Genomic DNA, 15,592 nt, shown 5'->3' with positions numbered 1-15,592 from the left:
CAATTTTCTGAAAGAAAAAGCCTTTTGCTATTATGAGTTTTTATAGTACTCTGCGGAAGTACCACAAATGGCCCGCTTTAGTATTTACATTGTTTTTTTTGCTTTTTGCCATTTCGGGAGTTTTGATGAATCACCGGCAAACCATTGCCCATATCGATATCAACCGTAAGTATTTACCTAAGAACTACCAGTTAAAAAACTGGAACCTGGCATCGGTAAAAGGAGCAAGAACCATTTACTCTGATTCTATCATCCTTTATGGGGGAATTGGGATTTGGTTTACCAAAGGCAATTTTGAAAATTGGAAGCCCTTAATGGATGGTATCCCGGAAGGGAGCGATTACAGAAAGATTTTTGACCTTGAAGTAACCCCAAACGGGATACTTGCTGCCACCCGTTTCGGTTTGTACTGGCTTGGCAAAGGGGAAAATCATTGGGTAAAGTTGCACCTACCTCAAAGCGATGAATTCTGCACCTCAATTGAGGTGGTCGAATCAAGTATATACATTACAACACGTAATTCAATTTATTATTCATCGGCACAAACCCTGCAGTTTACGCCAATCGATTTGAAAGCCCCTCTAGGTTCCAAAAAAGAAATATCAACCTTCCGGCTTTTTTGGAATATTCATAGCGGCGAGATTTTTGGAATTCCCGGACGATTATTAGCCGATTTGGTTGCCTTGGTCATGATATTCTTAAGCATTACAGGTATTATCTACTTTTTATCCCCCAAAATAATCAAAAGGTACCATGAGCAATTCAGGTTCCATAAACTAAAACGTACCACCCGTTTCTCTTATAAATGGCACTTAAAGGTAGGAGCACTGGCTACATTGCTATTGGTAATATCGGGCCTAACAGGAACTTTCCTGCGTCCTCCTTTCCTGCTAACCATTGCCAATAGTCAAATAGTGCTTAACAACCAAAAGGTTTCTAACAGCTACTACTGGAACGATAAACTTCGCGATATAAGATATGACTCAGCTAGAAAAAAGTTCATCCTGGCAACGTCCGATGGAATTTACCATTGCACTGACTTCTCAGAGCCCTTAACCAAGTTTCCCAATCAGCCACCAGTTAGCGTAATGGGCATCAATGTTCTTGAGCCTCTAGACAGCGTGTTTTACCTGGTGGGAAGCTTTAGCGGATTATTCCGTTGGAACCCCGACACGGGAGAAACCTTCAACTACATAACAGGCAACCTGCATAGAAAAGAAAACGGCCTACGAAAACCATTAGGCGAGAATGTTGTATCGGGATACGCTCATATTTCAGGGTTAGAATACATATTCGATTACGATAAAGGGATGGTTGCTTTACATCATTCAGAGCCTGCTATTCCAATGCCATCAACAGTTGCTGATGCTTTCAAATTCCCGCTGTGGAATCTGGCTCAGGAAATCCATACCGGTCGAATTTTCAGCTTTATACTTGGCGACTTTTACATCCTGGTGGTTCCATTAACAGGCATTTTCCTTGTGGTAGTAGTACTATCGGGCTTTATGATGTGGTATAAGCGTAAATATTTAAATTGATTCTAAACTTTTTATTACCTAAATTTGAAAAAAAATCGATATGTTTGACTGGGCTAAACAGATACTAAAACGTTTTCAACCCCCACCAAACTGGCGAGTACCAGTAATTGTATTGGCGGGTATTTTCACTGGAACAGGATTGTTTGTTTTTTATACCTCCAGGGCATGGTCGTATGTGTCCGACGACCCTGCAACGTGCGTTAATTGCCATATCATGAGGACGCAATATGTTACCTGGCACCACTCATCGCATAGGGAACAAGCCACCTGCAACGATTGTCACGTACCCCACGACAACATCGTCCGTAAGTATTACTTTAAAGCAAACGATGGTTTGCGGCATGCCACCATCTTTACACTAAACACTTACCCCCAAACCATTTACATGCATAAGCCTGGGCAAAGAGTGGTTCAGGAAAACTGCATACGCTGCCATGGAAACCTCACAGCCATGGTTAAAGCCAATGTCGATTTAGATACAATACTTGCCGGAAATGGGAAACGCTGCTGGGATTGTCACCGTGAGGTACCCCATGGCACAGTAAAAAGCCTTTCCGCAACACCATATGGCACTGCACCAGTGCCTAAAACTGACACCCCTAACTGGTTAAAGAAACTGATTAAATAGAATTAAACCTATACCAACATGAAAACTCCGTTAAGTGAAAAAATTGCTAAGAATCCATGGATTGGATGGGCATTATTTCTGGGAACAATGATTGTTGTTTTTGTTCTTGGTTTACTGGCAGCCAGCATTGTTCAGCGACGAACAGAAGCAAACCTAATGAATACTCCAAGGTATAAGATCGATGAGTTTGAGCCCCGAAACGAGGCATGGGGTATGGCATTTCCGCGAGAGTATCAAACCTACTCCCAGATGTCTGATACCCTTTTCCGGTCAAAATATGGCGGAAGCGCTTTTCGCGATTTACTTGACGAAGACCCAAGACTGGTAATACTCTTTGCCGGCTATGCCTTTTCAAAAGATTTTAATCAGGCCCGAGGTCATGTATATTCAGTGGTGGATGTTCATAATACGTTACGCACTGGCACACCTGCCAATGAGAATGAGGGCCCTCAAAATTCAAGTTGCTGGGCTTGCAAGAGCCCCGATGTTGCAAGGGTTATGGCTAAAATGTCGCCAGCCGATTTCTACAAAACAAAGTGGTCGGCTATGCTCTCGGAAATTGTAAACCCTATTGGTTGTGCAAACTGCCACAATCCAAGCGATATGACTCTACGCCTGTTCCAAATTCCATTAAAAGAGGCTTATGAGCGTATGGGTAAAAATGTTGAGTCGTTGCCGTTAAATAAAATGCGCACTATGGTGTGCGCCCAGTGCCATGTGGAGTACTACTTTAAAGGCGATGGTAAATATGTAACCTTCCCTTGGGATAAAGGGCTTAACGTTGATGACATTGAGAAGTACTACGACGAATACGCATTTGCCGACTGGATTCACCCCTTAAGCAAAACTCCAATCATAAAGGCTCAGCATCCCGATTTTGAGCTTTTCCAACATTCCATTCACTACCAGCGCGGGGTTTCATGTGCCGATTGTCATATGCCATACGTTACAGAAGGTAGCCAGAAAATTACCGACCATAAGGTTCAAAGCCCCCTGAACAACATGGAGGCCTCTTGCATGGTTTGTCATAAACAAACAAAAGAAGAACTCATTAAGAACGTTTACGATAGGCAGGACAGAGTATATACCCAAAAAATTGTACTGGAAGACTTGTTGGTAAAGGCACATATAGAAGCAAAATTCGCATGGGACAATGGCGCCAATGAAAAAATGATGGAGCCAGTACTAAAACTAATCAGACAAGCACAGTGGCGTTGGGATTTTGTAGCCGCAAGCCATGGAGCATCGTTCCATGCTCCCCTTGAGAGTATGCGAATAATTGCCGATGGAATAGAGAAAGCCTCAGAAGCACGCTTACAGCTCTCCAGGGTACTTGCAACGTTAGGACACAATGAGCCTGTTCCCATGCCAGACCTTTCATCAAAGGAAAAAGCTCAGGCCTATGTGGGGATTGATCTGAAAAAACTTAAGGGTGAGAAAGAAGAATGGAAGAAAAATGTGCTTCCCAAGTGGTTACAATTAGCAAAAGAGCGTGAACAGAACATGCCTTTGCCTGAAAGAATAATGTAGCAATCAAAATCATGGGCAATCAATTTAAAAAGAAACCCCTTTGGCTATGGCCTTGGGGTTTTTTAGAGGGTTTTATTGTGTCCGTTGGGTTATGGGTACTAGCTTTCTTTTTGGAACTATTTGTCCCTCTATCGCTATTTCCTAAACCTGGTTTCCCAACCAATGCTATCGTTTTAGTTACAATTCTTAACCTTTTAATCCTCTTAAAAATCATTTTCCCAAAATCGAAATTTTTCAACTGGCTTGCCTCGGTTAAGTCAGCTATTCCATCAATTTCATTATTTCTCTTCTCAATTATTCTAATGGGAATTATCCCACAGATAGGACATGGTATGGGAATACCCGGGGCATTATTTAACCTACTGGGTTCCTGGTTGTTTTTATTCCCTTTAATTTTTATGCTAATAACCTTAGGGGCGGCTGTTGTAAACCGTGTATTTCCAATTACCCTAAAAAACATAATTTTCACCCTTAACCATGCAGGGCTTTGGGTTTGCTTATCGGCAGGTTTAGTAGGAAGTTCCGATAAGATTGAGGAACCGTTCAGGTTAACCAGAATGAAATTGCATGGTACGGAACAGACAAGAACGGTAGTGTAATTGAATTGCCAATAGCAATTGAACTACAAAAGTTTGAAGCACAATTCTACCAACCTCGATTGGCTTTAATGGGTAGTAAGACATTCTTCCCAGAATCGGAATACGACCTAAACAGTAACCCAAGCATTAAAATTGATAACCTAACCATTCAGGTTATGCAATACTTACCCAAGGCATTTGCAACCGATTCAACCTTCATTGATGCAAGGGGTGTTCCCTTTACCGGGCCAGCGGCAATGATACAAGTATTTGACTCGAATGGGCAAACCGTTACAATGGGCTGGATCTCGAGCCTTACCCATGTTACAGCCGAAAAGACCCTTCCACTTCCCGATGGCAGAGAGCTAAGACTTTTACCTGCCGAGGCAAAATACTTTGGTTCATACGCCAAAATCTATTCAAAAAAATCAAACTCCGTAAACCAATGCCTAATTGAGGTAAACAAACCCTTTAGGGTTGATGGTTGGTGGATTTACCAGTATTCATACGATAATCTTGCTGGCCCAGACTCAACCTACAGCTCCTTTAAGGTAATCTACGACCCATGGTTACCCCTGATATACATAGGATTTGCTATGATGCTCCTGGGTGGATTAGGCTTGGTTTTTATTAACGATTCAAAAAAGTAAACAAATGGTTTGGAATTATTTTGTTCCCGTTGCTCTGACTGTGATATTACTTTGGTTAGTTTCTGTTTACTTTAACCACAAAGAATCCGCAAAAGGAAAAATCATTTTATGGTATTCTGGAGTTACAGCCAGCGCTCTTTTGGGGGTATTTATTATTTTATACTGGTTCGATATTAAACGCCCGCCCATGCGAACCATGGCTGAGACTAGAATATGGTACTCTTTCCTGGTGAGCCTTGTTAGCCTAAGCGTATTTAAAGCATATCGCAGTAAAAACATGCTAACCATAGGCCTAATAATGGCCTCGGTTTTTCTGGTTGTTGATATCATTCATCCAGAATATCAGGGTAGGTTTCTTATGCCTGCTCTTCAAAGCCCCTGGTTTATACCACATGTGGTTTCGTATATGTTAGCCTATGCAGTTCTTGCATCAGCAAGCCTTTCAGTGGCTTGGACATCATTTTCAAAAGGTTCAGTTCACGATGAACTCCAGCAGCAAATGCGACTAGTATATCCCGGGTTTGCACTTTTAACGCTGGGAATGCTCCTAGGCGCTTACTGGGCTAAGTTTGCATGGGGTGACTACTGGGCATGGGACCCAAAGGAGGTTTGGGCATTAATTACCTGGTTCTTCTATCTTTTAGTTATTCATATTCACCGGTACTTGCCCACCAAGCGCAAGCTACTGGCTCATTTAATGATTGTTGCACTGGGGGTTCTGCTAATTACCTGGCTGGGAATAAAATACTTGCCCTCTGCAAGTCAAAGCATACATGTATATGGTGGTTAAAAAAAATGAAAAAAATGATTAAAACCGAAACCCTACTGAGCGCGCCAAAGGTTCCATTCGATTTGGACGGGCGTATAATGTTTTCAAGTTCTAAAGTAGAAATGGTTCATCTAACGCTTAAACCAGGAGAGGTAATACCCGCGCATGCCAACCCATTTGGCGTTGTATTCTACCTACTTGATGGGGAACTTGAACTCACCGTAAATAACGAATCGGCTTTACTTACCCCAAATTCAGCTACGTTTGTTGAGATTAACGAAAGTCGTTCACTTACCAATAAATCAACAAACACTGCAAGGGTTTTAGTGGTAAAAATCTTTTAGTAAATATGCCATCAAATCATCTCCGGGCTGAATCCCAAAAGGTTCAAGCCAATTATTAAGTTGATGGTTGATGGTTGATAGTTGATAGTTGACAGTTGATGGTTGATGGTTGACGGTTGATGGTTGACGGTTGATGGTTTTAGTATTTTGTGGCGTAATGGACAAAATTCAGGCTATTTTTTAGGTAGTTTGTTCTAATGGACATTTTTCAGGCTTTTTATTTTAATGTTTTTCGAAAGAAGCAAATAGTATTAATAGATTTGTATGTCAGGTAAGCAGAAACAGGCTCTGCTGGAGAGCAACCTGTCAGGAATATCCTGACCGACTGGAATGGTCATAAAGGCTGACACTCGTCAGCCTTTATTTATTGACAATTCCAAGAGCAGATGCCTTCGAAAACTCATTTAATAGTTTTTTTCAGCTTGACACTTTGCAAAAAAAGCAAATTTTCCATTCAAGGCTTTCAAATTCTTCAAAGTTCGATATTTATTGGAGTTAAACACTATGCCAGCCTGAAAAATGTCTATTAAGCCTATTTTGTGCTTTGTGTTTTGTGTTTTGTGTTTGGAAATTGAACACTGATTCCGCAGAAATGATGGATTTTCACTCTGTAACACTGTGTTAAACTCCGTGTAACACTGTGAAACTAATTGGGTAGACAGTTGATGGTTGATGGTTGATGGTTGATGGTTGAAAGTAAAAGAGTGTCTATTCCGACGCATTCTGAGTATTCAGAATCATTCCGAACCATTCCCACTTAAAGCCATGCGTTAACCTTTTAACTTTTCACGAACTCAATCTACCTCTATCTTCATCTAACTTCATCTAACTCCATCATATTCCGAGTATTCCGACTCATTCCGAGTATTCCTCCTCATCCCCACTTAAAGCCATTCTTTTAACTTTTAACCTTTTAACGGCTCACGGTTCACGGCTCACGGCTCACGTTTCACGAATTTACCCCCTTCACTTGTAATCTTTTTCATTTTTTTGTAATTTGCCAAGGCTAAACAAGTTTTAGAAACCTTATTGCAATGAAAAAGATTGCCACTTACCTTGGAATTGCTATTGCATGTATCATTGGTATTGTTATTGCGCTTCACCTAGCCTGGTACCTTCAGAAGTCAAAGCCACTCAACATATACATACTCGACAAAACAGTAACCCAAACCGATAGAATTGAGCACAAATCGCTTGTTTGGCTGCTCAACCACTTTCGGATTGTGGGCCCCGATGGCAAATCGTACAACCATAAATCGGATTACTGGGGCTTTTTCCCCATCGATTTAAATCAGCAACTATTCGATATAAAATCGATTCGACTGAACGAGGTAGATGCCTATGCTGCCGTTTACGATGCCGCCTACTATGCCGATTGCTACGGGGTTTACTCCTACGAGTGGTATAAAACCGAAACCAAAGCCCCAAATTCATCGAAGGTTTACGGAGGCCTAAACCAGAACGACTACTTTCTACTGAAACGGATGAAGGAACTCAATAAGCTTATTATTGGCGAGTACAACATGTTTAGCTCCCCAACCAATGCACTTATCCGAACCAAAACCGAAGAACTTTTCAATGTGAGTTGGACTGGTTGGGCTGGTAAGTATTGTCCAAATCTTGGGGCAATTAACAATGGTAAGGGACCTGCCGAATGGATGGTTAAGCTATACGAGAAACAACACCAGAAACCTTGGCCAAGTAAAGGCTCAGGCATAATCCTGATTAGCAACGATGGGTTAATTGATGTGCTTGAGGAAGGCTCTGACCTGCTAACCCCCATAGTAAAACTCATTACCGAACCTACCATGCCCCAATGGCAGAATAATCCAAAGGAAACTGAATTTTACGGATGGTTCGATATTATTATGGCAGGAATCGGTTCAGAGGTACATGCCACTTTTAAGCTGGAAACAACCCCAGCAGGCGAGGAAAAATTAAAATCGTTTGGCTTAAAAAACCAGTTCCCAGCTGTGGTGAAAGGCTATTCCGATAAGTTCTGCTACTACTTTGCAGGCGATTTTGCCGAAAACAGCGTTAGCATAGCCACATCAAAGCTGAAAGGGGGGAAAACGCTAAACTCTATACTTCACCTAAACTCACCAAGGAATGCTTTCTTCAACAACTTTTATCTACCCCTAATCAGCAATATATTAAACAATTACACATCAAGGGAACAGTAAACTTAAAACCCAAACCTACATTTGTTTAGGATATTGCTTTAAAAAAAATAGCTTGTGCTATTTTTGCTGGAAACATTTATGGCATGAATTTTCCACCCGATAATCAACAATGTTTTTTCTTTTACAACGGAAAAATATTACCCCTTAATAAGTTTTCCGTCGCCCTAACCGAGGGTGAAAATATTATTTACGAAGTAATTCGTGTAAAAAACTCCACTCCAATATTTCTGAACGATCACCTAAACCGTTTTATGTACTCTGCCCAGATGATGGGCTATAATATAAATCTCGATGAGATCACCCATGGGATAAAGGAACTACTAAAAGCAAACCCGGTTGATCAGAGAAATTTTAGGTTGATGTATTATTCCAATGAAAACGGAGCTACCCTATTGATATACTTTATACCATCGCGCTACCCAACTGCCGATGAGATAAGCACGGGGGTTCGCCTTGAAACCCTCAATGCCGAAAGGCATAACCCAACTGTTAAGTTTGAGAACAAAGCCATTAGGGCCATTGCTAACGAAATTCTAGAAACACACCGATGCTACGAGGTTTTACTGGTTGACCACGATGGCTTTATCACTGAGGGGAGCCGATCAAACGTATTCTTTATTAAAGATAATGAACTAGTTACCGCCCCCGATAGCAAGGTGCTTGGCGGAATAACGCGTCAAAAAGTGATTGAAATATGCAACACCCTGCAAATCAACATTAACTTTAGGTGCCTTGGGGCTAATGAAATTAAGCAGACCACAGGATGCTTTATCACGGGCACCTCGCCCGGTGTTTTACCGGTTAAGCAGATTGACAATCACATTTACCACGAAATACCTGATTTGGTAAGAAATATCTCAGCCCATTACGAGACACTTGTTGAACAGTGCATCATTAATTGGAGAGCGGAAAATGAAGATAGCAGTAATTCAAAGTAAACTATACTGGGAATTGCCCGATAAGAACTTTGAGCAGTTTGAGCAGAAACTGACTGGAATTGAACCCGGAACACACCTGGTTTTACTTCCCGAGATGTTCACAACCGGATTCAGCATGAGTCCGGCCTCCCTTGCTGAGAGGCATCCGGGACGAACCGTTGAATGGATGAAATCCATGGCAAGAAAGCATGGGTTTGCCCTTGCGGGTAGCTACATTGCCGAAACCGATGGCAAGTACTTCAACCGCATGGTTTTTGCCTACCCTAACGGCACAATTGAAACCTACGATAAACGCCACCTTTTCCGAATGGCAAACGAGGACGCACACTATACTTCAGGAACACAACGCGTGATTGTAACCCATGAGGGCTGGCGAATTCTGCTGGCAGTATGCTACGACCTGCGTTTCCCGGTTTGGCTTCGTAACCGGAACGATTACGATTTGATGATACTTGTTGCAAATTTTCCGGAGCGTCGTAGGTATGCCTGGAACTCGCTACTGGTGGCAAGAGCCATCGAAAATCAGGTTTACGTGGCTGCCTGCAACCGTGTTGGAACCGATGGCAACCAAATAAACCACACCGGCGACTCGCAAATCATTGACCCCATGGGTCAAATTATTGCCCAGGCTAAACCAAACACGGAGGAAGTAATTTATTCAAGCATCGATAAGGATTACCTACATAGCGTAAGAAGTTCATTCCCCGTTCACTTAGATGCCGATAGCTTTGAAATAAAGCTATAGAAGCGCGGTTCCCTTAATGTAGATACATAGATTCCGAATGGAATCGAAGGTAGGATTACGGTCGTCGCGGCCAAGTATCCATTGTACCTTACCCTCATGCTCCTGAATTTGAACGTAGGCACTAGCATCGGCAATGGGGGAGAATTCAACCTCGTATCCCATACGCCTTAGTGCGTGCGAGGTCCACTTTTTGATATTGGGCGAACCGCCCAAAACACAAGCCACTAACCTGGTTTGATGCTTATAGACAAACTGTCCCGATTTCAAATCGAAGAGTACAGGCGTATCGTCCATTAAGCGGTTGAGGTTACCGGACAGAACAATATCTTCCGGAGCGCCAACCCTAACACCATCGGAAAGCATAAGCCAAATGGTATCAACTAAACCAAAAGCGGTTTGCAGGTCGTGAGTGGAAATGATAATAGTTTTACCCTTTTGTGCTTGCTCCCTTAGCAAACGCATAACCTCAAACTTATTGGGCAAATCAAGAAAAGCTGTTGGTTCATCCATCATGATAATTGGCGTATCCTGTGCAATTGCAAAGGCAATCATTACGCGCTGGCGCTCTCCATCGCTCAGGTTATCGATAAACCGATCCCGAAAATTCTGCATACCAACGGCCGATATTGCATCATCAACCAATTTATAGTCATTATCATTCAAAGCCTCAAACCAACCATGGTAGGGATAACGGGCCATGCTAACAAACTCGTAAACCGTAGTATGCGAAGCATGTGCTGGCTCCGAGGGGATAAAACTCACCAGCTGTGCAAACTCTGAACCTGATATCTGCTGAAAGTTAACCCCTTTAACAAAAACATTCCCATCAAGCGATGGCTGTAAGCGTGCTAGGGTTCTAAGCAGCGTGCTCTTGCCCACCCCATTCCGTCCAATAAGCGCAATAAGTTCGCCACGCAAAGCCACGGCGTTAAACGCCGGATACCTATATGCTGATGAAACTCCATTTCGGTAACCGGATACTAATCCTTTTATGTCAATCACTATACCGTTCATCAGCTAACTACGCGTTTGTTTTTTAGAACGATATAAATAACAACAGGGATACCCATTAGCGAGGCCACCGAGTTTAAGGGAAGCACAGTTGCCGACCCTGGTAGCTGGGCAATAATATCGCAAAGTAAAAGAGTAGCAGCACCTGCCAAAGCCGAAGCAGGCACCAGAATGGCATGGTTTGAAGTTCGAAAAACCATCCTCGCCAAGTGCGGCACGGCTATGCCCACAAAAGCTATAGGCCCATTGAAAGCGGTAGCCGTTCCGGCCAACAAACTTGTTGAAAGGAATATCAGGAACCGCGTTTGCTTTACATTGAAACCAAGGCTACGCGCATAGGTGTCGCCTATTCCAAGTACATTTAACGGACGAACGTACGCCCAGGCAAGTGCAAGTCCTAAAAGAACCAGCGCAGCATAAAGCCAAAGCTGCTGACGGCCAACACCTCCTAAACTACCCATCGTCCATATCACAAAATTCTTTAAGGAAGTTTCGCTACCAAAGTACTGCAAAAGACTTGTTACTGCTGAAACAGCCGTGCCAAACATCATCCCTAAAATCAACAGTGTCATAATATCTCTTACCCGAATGGACACTGCCAGTATAAGCATTAAAACCAAAAGCGAACCAACAAGCGCTGCCACAACCGTTCCTACCTGACTGCCCCAAAACGAAAGCCCAAATGCCGAAGAACCCATTAGCACAAGAGCAACTCCTAAACTAGCACCAGAGCTGATACCCAAAACATATGGGCCGGCCAACGGATTCCGGAAAACGGTTTGCATTTGTAAACCGCTTACTGCCAAAGCGGAACCGGCAAGCAAAGCGGAAACCACCTTGGGCATTCGGAAATTTTGAATTATGGATAAATTCACCTCATCGGTAAAGCTGCCACCAAAAAAATAGGCTTTGATATCTGCCAGTGGTATTGCCACTGAACCCAAAAGCAAGCTAAGCAGGGCTAATAGCAATAAAACCACCATCAGCGAGATAAATAGTATTGTATTTCGGGTTCTACCCTGCATTGCTTTGTGTGTATTTGCTAAAACGTGATAACCCTATCGGCCCATTCCACCATTTGAATACAATCGGCCATGGTTGATATAGGACATAGCTCGGTTCCATCCATCTGGCGCGACTTAAGGCAGGTTCCGCAAGCCAGAATTGTTCCTCCCTCAGCTGCGAACTTGAGCATTTGTACATCAACATCAAATTTGTTATGGGTTAAACCCTGACACTCAACAGCCTCACCCATTAAAAACACCATAACCTCGTGCCCCTTGCCTAGCGATGCCACAGCAAACCTAAAGGCATTCCATGCCTTTTCGGGCTCCTTTGTTTCAATTATGACTCCAAATTTCATAAACAACTGAATTTTTAAAAGATATGGTTACTCCAATCGCCTGTAAAAGTACAATGAATCGGTGGGCATTAATTCCGGATGAAATATTTTAATCATATCGCTTAGTATTTGCTCAGGATGCACCACACCCGATTCCCAAAAATCGTTGCCGCCTCCCTGCCCCATCCTTTTATTGTTGTTGTAAACCCTTGCATTGCTAAACGATTTAAACTTGGAAAAACGATTATCGGAATTGGTAATATCGCTAAGGCTGTTAGCGGTGCCAGGGTTTAACCAAATATCGCAGCTTAAACCAGCCTTGTACGCTACCTCCGTGCTCACCGGATGGCTTTGGGAGCCTGTAAGTTCAGGGAAAACGTAACTTCCGCCAGCATCGTTAATCAGCTTCACAAAGTAATTATCAACTCCCGGGAAGTACCATATGTCCCTGAATGGCAAATTAAGAAAAACCTTTGGCTTAGCATCAACATGTTCTACTGACTGGGTAAGCTTGGCATAGCTTACCTCAACCTCACTGAAAATTGAATCGGCCAACTCCTTTTTACCCAAAAAAGCACCAAAAAACTTAATCCACTCAGCCCTGCCTAATGGCGATGTTTCTAGGTAATCGGACACCATTACCACCTTTAACCCCAACTCCTTTAGCTTATCGATAAACGATAGCGATTCCGAACTAACCCCGTAAGCAAAAATTACATCGGGTTTCAAGCGGGTTAACAGTTCGTAGTTCAAGGTTTGATCATATCCTACCTCGGCAATTTGTCCATTAACAACCCGTTCCCAGAGCTTAGGATTATTGACATACTTTGTTCCGGAAATTCCAACAATAGCAGAATTGGCACCTAAAGCGCCTATAAAACCTACATGGGTGGACGACATGCAAACAACCCTTTTTATAGGAATTTGAATACTATTCGGATCAATGCTTCGTACTGAATCGGCATACAGTGTATAAACCAAGCCATTGGCAGTAGGTTCAAACGGATTGTTGGCCCACACTTTAGTCACTGAGCCATCAATCTCTATATCAAAACCTTTTGCATGCTTTACATAGCCATTCCTATGACTTAAATTGCTGCTCGGCTTGCCGCTTTCGCTACAAGAAATGGGAAAAATTGCAATTAATAGAATATAAAACAGCTTATGCATACAAAACAAAATTTAATGCAAAAATACCATTTACCTATAAATTGCAACAGCTAAGCCCAACTAGATGCAACATTTCAACACATTCAAACCCACCTGTAATTAAACACTTTTAACACTGCATTGAGGATTAAAGGAAATTACCTAAATTAGAAAAGTAAAACTTGATGCTTGCATCCGGGAATCCTGCAAAAAAATGACAAAAAATAAAAATCACATTGATATTAATGACCTGCCAATAGGTGTCCTTCTGGTTAAAAGGGATGGGATAGTAATAAGCTATAGCCCATCGGTACTTTTGCTTACCGATAAACCTATTCCTGATGGATGTAGAATTGATAGCCTATTCCCAAACCTACCCTTCAAAGCATCCAAAAAGGAGCGCACATACACATTTGAACACAGCACACATGGTAAACAGTACACCTACAGGGCAAATGTTAAACCTGTGGAATGGAGCAATTTTTTGGTTTGGATTGAAAATATTACCCTAAGCAGTAAAGTTGAACGGATTAACCGAACACTCGTAAAACTCTCCGCAATAGGACTTGAAAGCACATCGCCTGAGGATTTTTATAGGTTGATGCAGGAAGAGCTGAACACGCTTTTCGATGCCAGGAATATCTACCTTGTGTTGCTCGATAAGAGTCGACAAAGGCTAAGCTTAGCCTATGTTAGCGACACCCACACCATAAACTCCGATTACCCAAGCGGAAACACTTTTGCCCTTTGGGTAGCGCATCGCGGTCAAGGTGTTATTCTGAACCGGCAACAGATGAACAGGCTTAGAAGCAAGCATAATCTTACCTTTTACGGCCCCCCGGCATTGTGCTGGATGGCTGTGCCGCTTAAAACTAAAAGCGATACTGTAGGGGTTATTGCTGTGCAAAACTACCAAAACCCTAATGCTTACGACCATAATGACTTGGAAGTTCTTGAGTTTGTTTCATCGCAACTAACCTACATGATTATCCAAAAAGAGCGGGAAAACGAGTTAAAGTTAGCCAAGGGTAAAGCCGAAGAAGCCGACAAGCTAAAATCGGCCTTTCTGGCCAATATGAGCCATGAAATCCGTACCCCTATGAACGCCATACTCGGTTTCTCGGAACTAATTACCCGCGAATCCATAAGCCCTGAGAAAAAGAAGGTTTATGCCGACTACATTACCAGTAATGGGCGGCTACTCCTAACCCTTATCGATGACATTATTGAACTCTCCAAGATTGAAGCAGGAATATACTCCATACGAAGACAACCCGTGGAGCTTGATAGCCTGTTCAACGAGCTTCACCAATTTGCCATTAACGAGAAAAAAAGACAAAAACAGAATATTTTAATAGCGCGCGATATCGGTAACAACAGTGGAATAACACACATACTTGCCGATGGTGAACGGCTTAAGCAGGTTCTGCTTAACCTGCTTAGCAATGCCATTAAGTTTACCTCGCAGGGTAGCGTTACCATGGGCTACCGTATTCCAAACAACGCCACCATTGAGTTTTTTGTAAGCGATACCGGTATAGGTATCCCTAAATCGCTGCAGGAAAAAATATTTGAGCGGTTCCGACAGGCCGACGAAACGGCTCAGCGTCTCTACGGCGGTGCAGGTTTAGGATTGGCAATATCAAAACGACTGGTAGAACTAATGGGTGGGAGGATTTGGGTTGAATCAGAACCCAATAAGGGCTCGTGTTTTAGTTTTACACTACCCCTTATAATTCCAAACACCAAAAACATTAGCCGGATAGGTTTTCCCACCAAAAACGACTACAATAAAATTACCGGCAAAACAATACTGATTGTTGAAGATAACGAAGCCAACGTTAACTACCTGAGCGATGTAGTAATTGCCTCAGGCGCAAAAAGCCTTACTGCAATGTCGGGTTCTCAGGCCATTGAATTATTGAACCGGGAAAAGATAGATGCTGTACTACTCGACATTCAACTTCCCGACACCAATGGACTAGAACTTATCAAGAGAATCAAAGAAAAAATACCCAATGTTCCCATTATAGTTCAATCGGCATATACCCCAGCTGAATATATTGACAAAGCCATTGCCCAAGGTGCTTATGGCTACTTAACTAAACCCATTAAGGTGAATGAATTGCTTGACCTGCTTAGCGAACTGTTTTAGTCAATTTTCAAGACTTTGATGTTGAAATATTT

Annotated in this window: 15 protein-coding genes; 11 read left to right on the top strand and 4 right to left on the bottom strand. The window is 42.5% G+C overall.

Annotated elements, in window-relative coordinates:
• The first annotated feature begins 32 nt into the window (after positions 1–32).
• From AB6811_RS00435 to AB6811_RS00390, 10 genes are all read left to right on the top strand, one after another.
• Positions 33–1,538: a PepSY-associated TM helix domain-containing protein gene (locus tag AB6811_RS00435; protein WP_369488230.1), complete on the top strand. Its 1,506-nt coding sequence runs from the start codon at positions 33–35 to the stop codon at positions 1,536–1,538.
• 40 nt (positions 1,539–1,578) lie between these two features.
• Positions 1,579–2,166 (top strand): cytochrome c nitrite reductase small subunit, encoded by a 588-nt coding sequence (nrfH, locus tag AB6811_RS00430; protein ID WP_369488229.1) that lies wholly within the window; start codon positions 1,579–1,581, stop codon positions 2,164–2,166.
• A gap of 18 nt (positions 2,167–2,184) precedes the next feature.
• On the top strand, positions 2,185–3,696 hold the full coding sequence (gene nrfA, locus AB6811_RS00425) for an ammonia-forming cytochrome c nitrite reductase (protein ID WP_369488228.1): 1,512 nt from the start codon (positions 2,185–2,187) through the stop codon (positions 3,694–3,696).
• An 11-nt stretch (positions 3,697–3,707) separates the two neighbouring features.
• Positions 3,708–4,295, top strand: coding sequence for a hypothetical protein (locus tag AB6811_RS00420; RefSeq protein ID WP_369488227.1), 588 nt, complete (start codon positions 3,708–3,710; stop codon positions 4,293–4,295).
• A gap of 68 nt (positions 4,296–4,363) precedes the next feature.
• On the top strand, positions 4,364–4,924 hold the full coding sequence (locus tag AB6811_RS00415; RefSeq protein WP_369488226.1) for a hypothetical protein: 561 nt from the start codon (positions 4,364–4,366) through the stop codon (positions 4,922–4,924).
• Positions 4,925–4,928: 4 nt separating this feature from the next.
• Entirely contained in the window at positions 4,929–5,714 is a 786-nt protein-coding gene (locus AB6811_RS00410; RefSeq protein WP_369488225.1) for a cytochrome c biogenesis protein, read from the top strand.
• A gap of 14 nt (positions 5,715–5,728) precedes the next feature.
• Positions 5,729–6,037: a cupin domain-containing protein gene (locus AB6811_RS00405; RefSeq protein WP_369488224.1), complete on the top strand. Its 309-nt coding sequence runs from the start codon at positions 5,729–5,731 to the stop codon at positions 6,035–6,037.
• Between the two features lie 1,034 nt (positions 6,038–7,071).
• Positions 7,072–8,220 carry a hypothetical protein gene (locus tag AB6811_RS00400; RefSeq protein WP_369488223.1) on the top strand — a complete coding sequence of 383 codons (1,149 nt, stop codon included), beginning with the start codon at positions 7,072–7,074 and terminating at the stop codon, positions 8,218–8,220.
• Between the two features lie 83 nt (positions 8,221–8,303).
• Positions 8,304–9,158, top strand: coding sequence for an aminotransferase class IV (locus AB6811_RS00395; RefSeq protein ID WP_369488222.1), 855 nt, complete (start codon positions 8,304–8,306; stop codon positions 9,156–9,158).
• Entirely contained in the window at positions 9,133–9,903 is a 771-nt protein-coding gene (locus AB6811_RS00390) for an amidohydrolase (RefSeq protein WP_369488221.1), read from the top strand. Before AB6811_RS00395 ends, AB6811_RS00390 begins: the two co-directional genes overlap by 26 nt.
• Here the strand turns inward: AB6811_RS00390 and AB6811_RS00385 are convergent.
• From AB6811_RS00385 to AB6811_RS00370, 4 genes are read right to left on the bottom strand one after another with little or no spacing between them, the layout of a single operon-like run.
• Positions 9,898–10,917 carry an ABC transporter ATP-binding protein gene (locus tag AB6811_RS00385; RefSeq protein WP_369488220.1) on the bottom strand — a complete coding sequence of 340 codons (1,020 nt, stop codon included), beginning with the start codon at positions 10,915–10,917 and terminating at the stop codon, positions 9,898–9,900. The two genes, AB6811_RS00390 and AB6811_RS00385, sit on opposite strands and share 6 nt — an antisense overlap.
• Complete coding sequence (locus AB6811_RS00380; RefSeq protein WP_369488219.1) at positions 10,917–11,939, bottom strand: iron chelate uptake ABC transporter family permease subunit; 1,023 nt, start codon at positions 11,937–11,939, stop codon at positions 10,917–10,919. The genes AB6811_RS00385 and AB6811_RS00380 overlap by 1 nt, the downstream gene beginning before the upstream one ends.
• Positions 11,940–11,956: 17 nt before the next feature.
• Complete coding sequence (locus AB6811_RS00375) at positions 11,957–12,277, bottom strand: DsrE/DsrF/TusD sulfur relay family protein (RefSeq protein ID WP_369488218.1); 321 nt, start codon at positions 12,275–12,277, stop codon at positions 11,957–11,959.
• A 27-nt stretch (positions 12,278–12,304) separates the two neighbouring features.
• Complete coding sequence (locus AB6811_RS00370) at positions 12,305–13,426, bottom strand: ABC transporter substrate-binding protein (protein WP_369488217.1); 1,122 nt, start codon at positions 13,424–13,426, stop codon at positions 12,305–12,307.
• Positions 13,427–13,619: 193 nt separating this feature from the next.
• On the opposite strand from AB6811_RS00370, the gene AB6811_RS00365 reads away from it, so the two are divergent.
• A complete protein-coding gene (locus AB6811_RS00365; protein WP_369488216.1) occupies positions 13,620–15,560 on the top strand; it encodes an ATP-binding protein in 1,941 nt (646 codons plus the stop codon).
• The last annotated feature ends 32 nt before the right edge of the window (positions 15,561–15,592 follow it).

Origin of the sequence: Tenuifilum sp. 4138str, from assembly GCF_041102575.1 — a bacterium.
GTDB classification, from domain to species: domain Bacteria; phylum Bacteroidota; class Bacteroidia; order Bacteroidales; family Tenuifilaceae; genus Tenuifilum; species Tenuifilum osseticum.
This window is presented reverse-complemented; position numbering and strand designations above follow the sequence as displayed.

What these genes read in the sequence shown, in the direction of transcription:
- nrfA (WP_369488228.1), top strand. Translation starts at nt 2,185, where the DNA reads ATGAAAACTCCGTTAAGTGAAAAAATTGCTAAGAATCCATGGATTGGA.
- AB6811_RS00405 (WP_369488224.1), top strand. Translation starts at nt 5,729, where the DNA reads ATGATTAAAACCGAAACCCTACTGAGCGCGCCAAAGGTTCCATTCGAT.
- AB6811_RS00410 (WP_369488225.1), top strand. Translation starts at nt 4,929, where the DNA reads ATGGTTTGGAATTATTTTGTTCCCGTTGCTCTGACTGTGATATTACTT.
- AB6811_RS00400 (WP_369488223.1), top strand. Translation starts at nt 7,072, where the DNA reads ATGAAAAAGATTGCCACTTACCTTGGAATTGCTATTGCATGTATCATT.
- AB6811_RS00380 (WP_369488219.1), bottom strand. Translation starts at nt 11,939, where the DNA reads ATGCAGGGTAGAACCCGAAATACAATACTATTTATCTCGCTGATGGTG.
- AB6811_RS00435 (WP_369488230.1), top strand. Translation starts at nt 33, where the DNA reads ATGAGTTTTTATAGTACTCTGCGGAAGTACCACAAATGGCCCGCTTTA.
- AB6811_RS00385 (WP_369488220.1), bottom strand. Translation starts at nt 10,917, where the DNA reads ATGAACGGTATAGTGATTGACATAAAAGGATTAGTATCCGGTTACCGA.
- AB6811_RS00390 (WP_369488221.1), top strand. Translation starts at nt 9,133, where the DNA reads ATGAAGATAGCAGTAATTCAAAGTAAACTATACTGGGAATTGCCCGAT.
- AB6811_RS00365 (WP_369488216.1), top strand. Translation starts at nt 13,620, where the DNA reads ATGACAAAAAATAAAAATCACATTGATATTAATGACCTGCCAATAGGT.
- AB6811_RS00375 (WP_369488218.1), bottom strand. Translation starts at nt 12,277, where the DNA reads ATGAAATTTGGAGTCATAATTGAAACAAAGGAGCCCGAAAAGGCATGG.
- AB6811_RS00395 (WP_369488222.1), top strand. Translation starts at nt 8,304, where the DNA reads ATGAATTTTCCACCCGATAATCAACAATGTTTTTTCTTTTACAACGGA.
- AB6811_RS00420 (WP_369488227.1), top strand. Translation starts at nt 3,708, where the DNA reads ATGGGCAATCAATTTAAAAAGAAACCCCTTTGGCTATGGCCTTGGGGT.
- AB6811_RS00415 (WP_369488226.1), top strand. Translation starts at nt 4,364, where the DNA reads ATGGGTAGTAAGACATTCTTCCCAGAATCGGAATACGACCTAAACAGT.
- AB6811_RS00370 (WP_369488217.1), bottom strand. Translation starts at nt 13,426, where the DNA reads ATGCATAAGCTGTTTTATATTCTATTAATTGCAATTTTTCCCATTTCT.
- nrfH (WP_369488229.1), top strand. Translation starts at nt 1,579, where the DNA reads ATGTTTGACTGGGCTAAACAGATACTAAAACGTTTTCAACCCCCACCA.